Below are 12,377 nucleotides of genomic sequence, written 5' to 3' on the forward strand. Positions count from 1 at the left end.
GAACGAGGAGGTGAAAAGGGACGTGCAGTATTTAACATTTTTACGCTTGATGAATGTAGGAGCATTCCTCTTTGCAATGCTAGCACGCGTCGTTTGGCAACAGCCGATGACCATTCTTAAGTTACCTCTTGTTCCTGCACCATTCTTTGACGCCATTGCCGGTGTTGTGTTTACGACATTATTGATTTGGTGTATTCGACCGGTACGTGCCTTCCCTGCGGATCGAGAACTGATTGAAGATATCGGAGGGTGGCTTGCATTATCACTCGTGACGCTTGGAATCAGTAGTATGAGTGGCCCCCCTTGGGAACTCGTCTCGACGACGATTTCTTTCATCAGCCTTTGCTTAGTCTATATGAAAATTCAACACCATCCCCGGCGTTCGCCGTGGATGCGCTCTCCAGTTTCAGTGTTGCTTGCCTGGATCAGTACGATGCTATTGATTTTACCATTTCGGATCTTATCGGATTTTCAGTTCACTTCTCTATTCAGTCTTTCCGAACGCCAATGGAGCACGAGTGCGCTCGCACTAGCTGTTATCGGTGGACTCCTGTTCATCGCAATCCATTCAGATTGGGTATTTGGTCTCGCACTCATCTGGTATTTAGCTGGGCTATTGTTTAACGAACGTCTCGTTCTCTTGCAACAGATCGTAGCGGGAATTGGCATAATGTGTGTTTTACTCCTATGTTATTACGTCTTTCAGAAACGTCAACGTCTTTTTCGACAGCATTCACCTAAGTCTTCTTCGTCCTAGTTATGTTTTAGGTGAATTTGGGGTATATCCCATATAGCTGTTATAAAAGGGGGAGGCGTGCATCATGGGGAAAAAACAATGGATTGGTGTCTATCAGAATGAAACGGATTTAATTCGTAAGATCGAGGATTTACATTTTGCAGGTTATCTAGAAGAGGATCTATATATCGTGTTGCAAGACAAGACTGATATGGCGATGTTACGTGGGCAATCGGCGGCGCAACTCGTCTCTGGAAAACGGACGCTGTTTGAGCGGTTTACAGGCAAACCAGCTTCGGCTGAGGAAATTCAAACTGCTTTTACGGAACTCGGATTGCCGGAGGCAGATATTCGGCAACACGTCTTACGTGTCCAGCAAGGCGATTATGTCCTGTTGGCAGACGAAGCAGGGGCTTCTCGTCCTGCGCCGGAACCAAAAAGTATTCTGGAAACAGAGCCAGAGGGAATCGAAGCGGAACGAAAACTTGATCACGAAAACCGTGCCCTTGAAAATGAAAATGATCGGATGTTGTAAGAGAGTCGTGCGGAAAGGATGAATCTTGATGGAGAGCCAATATCATACGATTTTGGTAGCAGTCGACGGATCAGAGACAGCAGATTTAGCATTTGAGAAGGCAGTGAAATTTGCCAAACTTGATCATGCTAAACTCGTCATCGCCCATGTCATCGATATTCAGACGTTTGCTAACGTACGTGCCAATAAACGTTTCATTGATCAAAACGTTACCGAATATGCACAAGAATTGCTCGATCGTTACGAAAAGCGGGCACGAGAAGCAGGTGTCGAGACAGTTGAGCTGATCATCGAAAATGGCTCTCCGAAAACACTGATTCCAAAGGTCATCGCACCACGCGTTGGTGCGGGTCTGATCGTCTGCGGAGCAGTCGGGATGAATGCGATGGAACGAATCATGATTGGGAGTGTTTCTGAAAACATTTCCCGTTATGCAAAATGCGATATCTATATCGTCCGTCCGAAAACCTTGAAGTGACATAAAACAGCACACATCGGCTGATGTGTGCTGTTTTATGTCACGTTAGAAAGTAATAGAAAATGCCTAATAAAATCAGAATGATCGGGAGAAAAATGAAATACATCCAAGACATATTTTTTGCCGAAGTCTTGTGATCGTACTGCTCTTCTGCTGGTTGCTTAGCAATCCGCAACGTAAAGATGAGTCCGACGAGACAAATGACTAATGCGATCCAAAATAAAGTCAACATAAGCATGCTCCTCTCTTCTTTTATCATACAGAAAATGGTCATGTTCTGCAGTGGTGAGTTGTGACAGTTTAAAGTTGACAACGTACTAGTTGAGGGGCTAAACTAACTTCATAAGTTTAGGGGGTAAACTAAAAATGAAAGATAATTTACGTGAAGCAGTCCTCCTGTTCGAAGAAGTCATGATCCATGGAACTGAACGTGTGCTGAAGTCAGTCGAAGCGCCTGTTTGGCAAATGTATTCACCGGAACAACTCCATGTGTTGAAGCTCGTTGGAAAATACGGACCAATCTCATCGGGGCGTCTCGCGGCAGTACAGGGCGTACATAAAAGCGCCATTTCCAATCGGCTGAAAAAGTTGACGGAAAAAGGACTTGTCATCGTCGAACGCCGAGAAGATGATCACCGAACGAAGTACATCTCGTTGACCGAAGCAGGACGATTGGTTGCGACAGAGGCGGAGCAAGAAATCTATACGTATCTCGAAAGTTTGATTGAAGGAAAGGTCGAGGAAGAAGAAATCATCCAGTTCATCGAAACCTTTAAGAAAATCAAAGAGATTCTGCAGTTGAACGTCTAAAGACAGAATAGAAGGAAGAGGAGAATCAGACATGCGACAAATCGTCAAATGGCGCTGGGCAATTCTTGCATTATTGCTCATCGTCACAGTAGGTTTACTATTTACGGCACCAAACTTGGCAAAACAAGCAGAGGACGCAGGGGCGATTCAGCTTGCGAATAACGCTGACTCACAGCGGGCAGCAGATATTTTAGAAAAAGCGGGAGCAAGTGAAGAAACGATCTCTCTTGTTATTCCGCTCAAAGACAAAGTCAGCGAGGCTGATCGAAAGTCGATTGGGAAAATCGTTAAAGATTTAGAAGCACTCGATCGTCCGGTCACGGATGTGCTGAATCCGTTTGAAAACAAAGAGACGGAAGGACAGCTCGTCTCAAAAGATCAAAAGACGGTCCTTGTTCCAATCACGGTCGACGGTTCGCAAGAAGAAATCGTCAAACTGGCAAAACAAATTCGGACAGATCTCTTGCCAAAGGATCAAACGATTTATCTAACGGGTGAAGCGTTAATCAACGATGACGTCAATACAAGCTCACAAGAAGGGTTGAAGCGGACGGAACTGATTACCGTCGGGTTGATTTTCGGACTACTTCTGCTCGTCTTCCGTTCCATCGTCACACCGTTCGTACCACTTGTGGCAGTGGGCTTTACGTACCTGATCAGCCAATCACTCGTCGCCTTTTTCGTCGACTGGTTCGGATTCCCGGTATCGAACTATACGCAAATCTTCCTAGTTGCCATCCTGTTTGGGATTGGGACGGATTACTGTATCTTGCTACTGAGCCGGTATAAGGAAGAATTGACGGCAGGACACGATGTCGAGACAGCGATCGTCAACACGTATAAGACAGCAGGGCGTACGTTACTAATCAGTGGTCTTGCTGTTCTTGTCGGTTTCTCAGCGATTGGGTTTGCGGACTTCCCAATCTTCAAATCATCGGTCGCTGTTGCGGTTGGGATTGCCGTCCTCTTACTCGTCTTATTTACACTTGTCCCATTCTTCATGGCGACACTCAAAGAAAAATTATTCTGGCCGTCAAAGAAGGCAGCGAGTCACCAAGATAGTAAACTGTGGTCACATTATGGTGGGTTATCGATCCGTCGTCCTTTACTTGCGATGATCATCGTTGCGATCGTCACGGTCCCGACACTCTTTACGTACGATGATGACCTCTCGTTTAATACTGTCGATGAGATTGGTGCGAAGTATGATACGGTCAAAGGACTGAATGCGATCTCGGATGGATTTGGAGCAGGTGAGTCGCTCCCGGTCAATGTCATTCTTAAGAGCGACAAAGATTTGATTACAGAAAAGACAGTTCCTTATGCGGAACAGTTGAGTCGTGAGCTCGTGAAAATCGACGGGGTCAAATCGGTTCGTTCGATTTCTCGTCCGACAGGCGAAATCATTAATGACTTCTACGTCGATCGTCAATTAAAACAAGTTGCTTCCGGCATGAAGAAAGCAACCGCCGGTCTTACGGACGTTCAGTCTGGTCTGACGACAGTTGAAGACAATCTCAACGGTATTACAGGACAACTACCGGCAGGAGACTCGGCTTCAGCAGGAGCAAGTCAGTTGCAACAAGCAGCAGACGGACTTGGACAGATCAACCAACAGTTGACGCTCGTCGGTCAAGGTCTGCAATCGACTCAAAATATCCCACAAACCATTGGGACATTAAATGCCTTGTCTGGTCAATTGAGCCAAGTTCAATCTGGCATCAGTCAAGCAGCAAGTGGAATAGCCTCACAAGGAGCACAAGCCGGTCAACTTGGAAGTGGGCTGACACAACTTGCGGATGGTGTTGGTCAAGCAAACACAGGGCTTGCGAAAATTAGTAATGGTCTAGATGACATCTCGAATTTGTTAACCGAGATGGGACAAGCGACATCGATCCGTGGGACAGGTGTGTTCGTGCCAAAAGATACGTTATCGGACAAGGCCTTTAAACCAGCAATTGACCGTTACGCGATTGATCAGCAAACCGGATTGAAGTTTGAAGTCATCCTCGAAGATGATCCGTATTCACCAGAAGCGATTCAAACCGTCGCTGCAATCAAAAAGACGACAGCGAATACGATTAAAGGGACACCGTTTGAAGACAGCACTGTCGCATATGGCGGGATTTCAAGCGTCAACAGTGACTTGAATGATACGTCGAAAGCCGATTTCAAACGAACAGTGACCGTCATGTTGATCAGTCTCTTTGTGATTTTAGCGATCATGTTCCGTTCGTTGATCATGCCATTGTTCATGATTGGTTCGTTATTGCTGACGTATTATACGTCGATGTCGATCGCTGAGCTGATCTTCGTCAACGGTCTCGGATATGACGGCATCAGTTGGGCTGTTCCGTTCTTCGGATTCGTCATGTTGATTGCCCTTGGTATCGATTATTCGATCTTCCTACTCGATCGTTTCCGCGAAGAGACGATCAAGGGACTCGATACGAAGGAAGCGATGTTCCTGTCGATGAAAAAGATGGGGTCTGTCATCATCACGGCAGCGATCATTCTTGCAGGAACCTTCGGAGCGATGATGCCGTCTGGTGTCTTGAGCCTCGTTCAAATCGCGACGATCGTAATCACAGGTCTACTTTTGTATGGACTAATCGTCTTACCACTCTTGATTCCAGCGATTACAGTTTCGTTTGGTAAAGGGGTCTGGTGGCCGTTTCGATCAAATGCCAAAAAATAAGAACTAATCAAACCGGATTCGTCTTCTAGATGAATCCGGTTTTTTCATGACGTATACTAAGAGCAGAGTATAAGGAGGTAGAACATGCAACACTTCAAACAACTGACTTCACGGATTTGGTATCAGACACCGGTCAGCGAGACGGATCGCCCGATTCTCGCCGTCGTGCGTGGGGAGAAGCATCAATTGATGATTGACGCCGGAAACTCGTCAGCCCATGCCGCTTTGTTTTTAGAAGAAATGAAAAAACACAATCTTGGATCACCTGACTTATTGGCCCTGACCCACTGGCACTGGGATCATATTTTTGGGATGAAACATCTCCGTCTGCCATCGATGGCAACACAGCAAACAATCACCCGCATGAAAGAGATGCAACCATACGCTTGGACGGATGCAGCGTTACAAGAACGAATGGATCAAGGAATCGAGATTCCGTTTTGTGCGGATGCGATCAAGCTCGAGTTTGGTACGACACGCGACATCGAAGTCGTCTTACCGACGATTGGCTTTACTGGACAATTGGAAATTGACTTAGGTGGCGTGCAGTGCCAACTGATTGAAATCGAAAATGATCATTCTCCTGGTAGCCTACTCGTCTACATTCCGGAAGAACGCGTCGTGTTCTTAGGAGACGCGATGTATGCGGATATCTTTTCATCGAAGTGGAATTATACGGTCGAACGGACGACGCGCTTATTAGCGGCAATCGATCGTTTAGAAGCCGATTATTATGTCTGGTCGCATGGAGAAGCGATGCCGAAGTCGGAATTTGAAGAAGAGATCAACATGTTGCGTCGAGCCATTCGCGTAACAGAAGCGACCGGAGGACGACTGAAGGACATGCGGACCTTATATGCAGAAGAGACCGGACGAACGTTGACAGAAGATGAGACCGAAACATTGATTTATTTCGCAAATGGAACGAAATAACAGATCATAACAAGGGATTGGATACGAGACGTCGAAATAAAAAAGTACTACGAGCTTGTTAAAGGGAGCGGTACTATATGACAAAGCCAAAATTCGAACGGGATGAAACCATCGATCGCGTCTTTCTTGGAAAAGCGGGCATCTTTTCATTTTTGGTTATCGTTGGAGGCATTCTATATCTACTATATGATCTGTACGTACAATGATCGGAACGCATGCGTTCCGATTTTTTGAATTCAGGGGAGTGCACGAAAACCAGATATTGGGTAATAACTTGCGTGAGACTGTTAGTGAAAGTGAGAGGAGATGTCGGATGAAACGAATTCAAATTGCGGATTTTGATCGACGCATGCCATCGATTGAATTGGTCGAAAAGGATGATCACTATGAAGCGATGCTTGTACCGAGTTATGACCATACGTATCCTTCGACACAAATCCGGACGATCCGCTTAGCGGATATCTCCGTCAATCTGTTTGTCACCCCGGAAGAAACACTACTTGTTTCTGCACTTTTTCATAAACCGGTTCAAGTGACGGATATCGTTTCCTGGATGCAGTTGTATACGATTAGTTTTGCCCAGTCGGATGAGACTGGTTATTTCGTCGAACAAGCGGATGAAATTTTAGAAGTCGTCTTGTATCAGAAACATCCGATCGTCATCGCGACACGTGGTCAAGATCGATTGTATTACGATACGATGGGAGCAATCGAGGTCCGGCGGGCGACGAATGAATCGGTCGGCGAGCGTCCCTTGCTTTATTTGAACGGGGAAGCCTGGTATGGTGTCCCGCGCTTGTCGTTCAATCGAATGAAGGATGAGCTGCACGTCAATGGAACGTTTTTATATGCGGACTATATGGACGCACACCATGGAAAAATCGGTTTCTTTCGCGAGAATGATCCCTCTCTACCAATCGTTTTGCTCGTCGGTCAGGCAATTGTTGAGATCGAACTGACCGAGAATCCGGACGGTTCACGCGTCCTGATTTTAGAACAACCATATGACGAAGCATGAAAGTGCACAAAAACCGTTCAGCAGATGAACGGTTTTTAAGTGAGACCGTGAAATCCCTTACAAAATATGCGAAGATAGTAAAGAGACAGACCAAAGGGGGTGATGGGGACATGGCGAAAGAAACACCGCGTAATTCTAAATGGATGCGTTCCTATAATCGGGCACTCGTCTTGCGACTGATTCGGATGCATCAACCGATTTCGCGGGTTGAGTTAGCACAACGGACGAACTTGACGAAGCCGACGGTATCGAACATCGTCAGTGAATTGATTGCAGAACAACTCGTGACGGAGCGAGAGCTTGGAATATCAAATGGGGGACGAAAACCGATCATGCTCGAACTCGTCGCAACAGAGCAATACGTCATCGGAATCGATGCGACAAGTCACCAATTCATCGGAGTCGTCGCGGATTTAAGTGGTAATACGATTTATGAGTCCGAAGCCGTGGGACGTTTTGAGACGAATGAAGAATTGATTGAAGCGATTGGTCGATTATGCGAGACCTTGATTGCACAGACACAAGGACGGGGAACGATTCACGGTATCGGGATCTCCGTCCACGGGATGGTCAATCCGGAGACAGGTGTCATCTTGTTTGCACCACGTTTCCACCTGCACGACGTTGAGTTGAAGGTACAACTTGAAGCACGCTTTGACTATCCTGTCTTCATCGAAAACGATGTTCGAGCACTCGCTTCGTTTGAGCTATTATTCGGTGAAGGTGTTGGGGTCGAACAATTCTTTTATCTCTATGCCGGGGAAGGCATCGGGGGTGCTTATGTGCTCGATGGACAGCTTGTCGACGGACAACATCATATTACGGGAGAGGTCGGACATATGCGTCTTGATCTCGATGGACCGATTTGTTCGTGTGGGAACAGAGGATGCCTAGAAGCATTAGCAGGCGAAAAAGCATTGTTACGGGATTATGCTGTCGTGGATCCGCAAGTCATGACGATTGCTGATTTGCGCAAACGGTTAAACGAACGCGATGAACAAGCAGTTCGTACATATGAACGGGCGGGGGAATATATCGGAATCGGTGTCTTGAATACGATTCATCTCCTGAATCCACGCCGGATTTTACTTGGGGGACCGATGTTTGAGCTCGCACCCACGATCGTTGATCAAATCAAGGAACGGGTCGAGCACACGGCGTTGACCGCTGCTTCACGTGAAACCGATGTCAAGATGGTCCCGTGGGGTGAAAAACAAGGAGCACTCAGTGCGGCTGCCCTTGCGACAAATAGTTTATTTCAAACGATTTAATGAACCGATTCCGTGTCTTGCAAACTAGCAAGACACGGAATCGGTTTTGTTATTCAAAAAATAATTTATTGAAACCGTTTACAAGTTAAAAACCAATGTGCTATAGTCGATATAAAGTTAGATAATAAATTTAATTTACTAAGTTCATGGTCAACTAAGTGGAGGTGGATGCAGGTTAGCAGGGGCTAATCAAGCTGAAGCAGGAAAGGGAGGCATCGCGCAATGGAACCACACGATCCATGGGTTTCGTACCGTGAAGCTTTCGGGCGTTACGGAGCAATCCGCGGTTTTTATTTTCATCGGTCAACGCAACAGATGACAGAACAGGGTCCAGGCGATGTCCCGACAGACGAGCAGGATATCGTGCTCGTCCGACCACGACGTGACGGTGTGTTTCAATTCCGGATGTCATCGGTACAAGGGGTCCTGACGATCCGTTCATCCGAGCTACACATTCGAAAAAATGAGAGCGGATACATTGAATTACGCGCACTCATGCAACACATGCGCTCTGCCGGTTGTTTGACGCTGGGTGGAGAGTTATATCTCTTCGTCCGACCGGACGTCGATACGCTGGCATACCGTCTTCGATTGATCGCCCGTGTATTGATTCAGCTACAGGGAATGCCGATTCAGACGAAGGTGATCGAAGAATGGTGCCGACAAGCACTAATCGAAGGGGAACACGCTAGACGATACGCTTGACTACTTACACATAAAAGGGGAGCTCTTACATGAAATTCAAAAAAACGAAACTCGTTGCTGCAGCATCAGTCCTAACATTATCCGCATTCCTCGCCGCTTGTGGTGGCGAAGACGAGCAACAAACGAAAACAAAAGACGGTAAGACGATCGTCACATGGTGGGGCTGGGCACCGCAACCAGAAGCGGGGAAAACTGTCGTTGATGCTTTCAATAAATCACAAGATAAATACGTCGTTCAATTCAAACGATACAGTGAAGACTACGAAAAACAATTACAGGTCGCGATGCTGTCAGGTAAAGGCCCAGACATCATCGGTCTGAAAGAACCGATGATTCAGCAGTACAAGGATCGCGTCGTACCGGTCGATTCGTACATGGATAAAGCAGCAGGTAAAGGATGGAAAGATAAGTTCGTCGAGCTCGGAATCGAACAAACAACGATTGACGGCAAACAATATGCAGTTCCAATTGGTTTCACAGGTCAAGCGTACTTGATGTACAACAAGACGATGCTTGATAAATACGGTGTGACACCACCGAAGAACTACAAAGAAACAGTCAGCGCAGTCAAGAAGATTAAAGAATCAGGCGATAAAGTCATCCCACTCATGCTCGGAGCAAAAGATGCATGGATTGACATCGATGTCTACAACGTCCTCAGCCACCAGGTCGCACCAGGTTACATTCAAAAAGTCCTCTCGGGTCAAGCAAAATGGACAGACGACGAAATGGTTAAAACAGCACAAGTCTGGCAAGATCTCTTCAAAGATAAAGTTTTCCAAGAAGGAGCGCTTGGTCTAGCGACATACAATGACGGGATGAACCAATTCTTTGATAAAAAAGCAGCGATGTGGGTCATCGGTTCATGGGAAGCACACTCGATGACAACAGCTGAGAAAAAAGACAAATGGAAAATCAAAGATGAACTCGGATTCGTTCCACTCCCGAACTTAGTAGGTGGAACAGAGCAACCGGTCATCGCATCGATCGATATGGCACTTGGTGTCAATAAAGAGTCGAAACAACAAGAAGGTGCAGCAGAGTTCATCGCCTTCATGAGTCAAGGAAAAGGACAAGAAGTCTACATGGGTGAGTTTGAAATGGCACCTGGTATCAAGGATGTCAAAGTCGATTCAGACGCTGCCTTCACATCTGAAGGCGAAAAAGAATCGTACAAGATGTTAAACGACACATTAGCAAAAGCGGTTGCTAGCCGTGGTATCCGAGATACGAAATTAAACGATATCCTCGGTAAGGAACTTCAAAACATCGCGACAGGACAAGATCCGAAAGAAGCACTACAACGCGTTCAAGACGCAGCGGATCAATCAGCGAAATAAGACTCGACAGTGAAGTGGTACGCCTGCGTGCCACTTCCTGATTTTTGGACTTGAGGAAAGTGGGGAATCGATATGCAGACAGAGCGACAGGAATTGCCGATTAAACCAAAAGCAGAACCGCTCCAGCCGGTGGCGACACGCCCGCCCGCACCGAAGAAGAAAAAGAACATGAAGCGAAACATGGTCGGATGGGCCTTCGTTGCTCCGATCGTCTTGTTCGTCGTCAGCTTCATCTATTATGGGATTTTCTATAATGCCTATAATTCATTCTTCTCGTGGGACGGGATTTCGTTTGACAAAGTATTCGTCGGACTCGACAACTATGCTGAGATGTTCCAAGATCCGGACTTCTATCTCTCGCTGAAGAACACATTCATCTTCACGATTTTGACCGTTTCGATTCAAGCTGGTATCGGTCTCGTCTTGGCGTACTTCCTGCATACACCGGGACCATTGCGGACGGCGATGAAGTCGGTCTTCTTCTTCCCGGTCGTCTTGAGTCCTGTCGTACTCGGTGCGGCATTCTCACAAATTTATGATTTCCAGTTTGGTTACATCAATGAGTTCCTCCGTGCGATTGGTCTCGGTAGCCTCGAGCAGAACTGGCTCGGTGATCCGGACATCGCGCTTTATTCCGTCATTGCGATCAACATCTTCCAGTGGACGGGTTCTTCGATGGTCATGTACTACATGGCAATGTTGACGATTGAGAAGGAAATCTTCGAAGCAGCAAAAATCGATGGAGCTGGATTCTTCCGGACACTGTGGAGCATCGTCTTCCCGAACTTGAAAGGAACGACGTTCACTCTGTCGATTCTCGGAGTTATCGGTGGTCTGAAGACGTTTGACTTAGTCTGGATCACGACAGCTGGTGGACCAGGATCGTCGACGGAGTTCATTTCGACATACCTATTCCGAAAATCGATGTTGCAACAGGAAGTTGGTTTCTCGAGTGCTGTTGCCATCATCCTACTGACGATCGCCTTGCTGATCACGTACTTCCAATTGCGTGTACAAAAGAAAATGGATAACTAAGGAGGAACGACCCATGGATGTAGAATCTAAAAAAAGCCGCTGGATGATTAACCTCGTATTGGCGCTTGCGTCAATCGTCTGGTTATTCCCAATTTTCGTCATGTTCAAAGAGAGTCTTCGCGTCAATGGATTCGATAACTATATTGCGACATTGCAAAACCCGAACTTCCCGACATTCGTCTTCAACAGTTTCTTTGTCGCTTTCTTCATGATCATCATCTCGATCACGATTTTGGCGTTCGCAGCATTCGCTTTCTCGAAGCTTGAGTTTGCTGGAAAACGTCTTTTGTTCAACATGGTCCTTGCTGGACTCATGTTACCTGTTGCATCGATGATCGTACCCTTGTTCTTCACGCTTCGTTCATTTGACGGGCTGAACAACCACTGGGGACTGATCGGAGCGGAAGTTGCCTTCTTCTTACCATTCGGTCTGATGCTTATCAAAGGATACTTTGATGAATTGCCAAACGAATTGATGGAAGCAGCGTATATCGATGGTGCGACGATTCTTGAAGTCTTCTTCAAAGTCATGCTACCGCTCGCAAAACCAGCGCTCGCAACAGCTTTAATCTATGCGTTCCTTAACTCATGGAACGAGTACTTGATGGTTCTTACGTTCATGACCGACCCTGCTTATCAGACAGTCACGATGGCACCAAGTTTCTTCAAGGATGCGCTTGGCGGGGACCCAGGGAAAATCTACGCTTCACTTGTTTTGATCAGTTTACCGACGATGATCTTCTATATCTTCTTCCAACGTTTCTTCCAAAAAGGGATGACGGCGGGTGCAGTAAAATAATTGTTTTTGCGTAAGGGGG

General features: G+C 46.5%; 14 protein-coding genes. 13 read left to right on the forward strand and 1 reads right to left on the reverse strand.

The features are described from left to right. Positions 1 to 22: 22 nt before the first annotated feature. From ACN9MT_RS01950 to ACN9MT_RS01960, 3 genes are all read left to right on the forward strand, one after another. The gene (locus ACN9MT_RS01950; protein WP_056063849.1) at positions 23 to 757 is read left to right on the forward strand and encodes a hypothetical protein; all 735 of its coding nucleotides are present in this window, start codon (positions 23 to 25) and stop codon (positions 755 to 757) included. Between the two features lie 64 nt (positions 758 to 821). Continuing rightward, positions 822 to 1,271 carry a general stress protein gene (locus tag ACN9MT_RS01955; protein WP_035411135.1) on the forward strand — a complete coding sequence of 150 codons (450 nt, stop codon included), beginning with the start codon at positions 822 to 824 and terminating at the stop codon, positions 1,269 to 1,271. A gap of 28 nt (positions 1,272 to 1,299) precedes the next feature. Further along, positions 1,300 to 1,749, forward strand: a complete 450-nt coding sequence (locus ACN9MT_RS01960; protein WP_056063846.1) for a universal stress protein — start codon at positions 1,300 to 1,302, stop codon at positions 1,747 to 1,749. A 40-nt stretch (positions 1,750 to 1,789) separates the two neighbouring features. On the opposite strand, the gene ACN9MT_RS01965 is transcribed toward ACN9MT_RS01960, so the two are convergent. Then, positions 1,790 to 1,981, reverse strand: coding sequence for a hypothetical protein (locus ACN9MT_RS01965; RefSeq protein WP_035411129.1), 192 nt, complete (start codon positions 1,979 to 1,981; stop codon positions 1,790 to 1,792). A 134-nt stretch (positions 1,982 to 2,115) separates the two neighbouring features. On the opposite strand from ACN9MT_RS01965, the gene ACN9MT_RS01970 reads away from it, so the two are divergent. The 10 genes from ACN9MT_RS01970 to ACN9MT_RS02015 all read left to right on the forward strand — a co-directional run bounded on the left by ACN9MT_RS01970 (position 2,116) and on the right by ACN9MT_RS02015 (position 12,358). Then, positions 2,116 to 2,559, forward strand: a complete 444-nt coding sequence (locus ACN9MT_RS01970; protein WP_035411126.1) for a MarR family winged helix-turn-helix transcriptional regulator — start codon at positions 2,116 to 2,118, stop codon at positions 2,557 to 2,559. Positions 2,560 to 2,590: 31 nt separating this feature from the next. Next, positions 2,591 to 5,257, forward strand: coding sequence for an MMPL family transporter (locus ACN9MT_RS01975; protein WP_426272684.1), 2,667 nt, complete (start codon positions 2,591 to 2,593; stop codon positions 5,255 to 5,257). An 84-nt stretch (positions 5,258 to 5,341) separates the two neighbouring features. Beyond that, positions 5,342 to 6,190, forward strand: coding sequence for an MBL fold metallo-hydrolase (locus ACN9MT_RS01980; protein ID WP_426272685.1), 849 nt, complete (start codon positions 5,342 to 5,344; stop codon positions 6,188 to 6,190). Positions 6,191 to 6,267: 77 nt separating this feature from the next. Beyond that, positions 6,268 to 6,396 (forward strand): hypothetical protein, encoded by a 129-nt coding sequence (locus ACN9MT_RS01985; RefSeq protein ID WP_426272686.1) that lies wholly within the window; start codon positions 6,268 to 6,270, stop codon positions 6,394 to 6,396. Between the two features lie 107 nt (positions 6,397 to 6,503). Next, a complete protein-coding gene (locus tag ACN9MT_RS01990; RefSeq protein ID WP_426272687.1) occupies positions 6,504 to 7,208 on the forward strand; it encodes a hypothetical protein in 705 nt (234 codons plus the stop codon). Positions 7,209 to 7,318: 110 nt separating this feature from the next. Next, positions 7,319 to 8,479, forward strand: a complete 1,161-nt coding sequence (locus ACN9MT_RS01995) for an ROK family transcriptional regulator (RefSeq protein WP_426272688.1) — start codon at positions 7,319 to 7,321, stop codon at positions 8,477 to 8,479. A 222-nt stretch (positions 8,480 to 8,701) separates the two neighbouring features. Continuing rightward, positions 8,702 to 9,184, forward strand: coding sequence for a hypothetical protein (locus ACN9MT_RS02000; RefSeq protein WP_035411111.1), 483 nt, complete (start codon positions 8,702 to 8,704; stop codon positions 9,182 to 9,184). Positions 9,185 to 9,213: 29 nt separating this feature from the next. Then, positions 9,214 to 10,524, forward strand: coding sequence for an ABC transporter substrate-binding protein (locus tag ACN9MT_RS02005; protein ID WP_426272689.1), 1,311 nt, complete (start codon positions 9,214 to 9,216; stop codon positions 10,522 to 10,524). Positions 10,525 to 10,596: 72 nt separating this feature from the next. Continuing rightward, positions 10,597 to 11,559, forward strand: coding sequence for a carbohydrate ABC transporter permease (locus tag ACN9MT_RS02010; RefSeq protein ID WP_035411105.1), 963 nt, complete (start codon positions 10,597 to 10,599; stop codon positions 11,557 to 11,559). A 13-nt stretch (positions 11,560 to 11,572) separates the two neighbouring features. After that, positions 11,573 to 12,358, forward strand: a complete 786-nt coding sequence (locus ACN9MT_RS02015; RefSeq protein ID WP_035411101.1) for a carbohydrate ABC transporter permease — start codon at positions 11,573 to 11,575, stop codon at positions 12,356 to 12,358. Positions 12,359 to 12,377 lie beyond the last annotated feature (19 nt).

It is taken from the genome of Exiguobacterium sp. R-17, assembly GCF_049913315.1.
GTDB lineage: Bacteria > Bacillota > Bacilli > Exiguobacteriales > Exiguobacteriaceae > Exiguobacterium_A.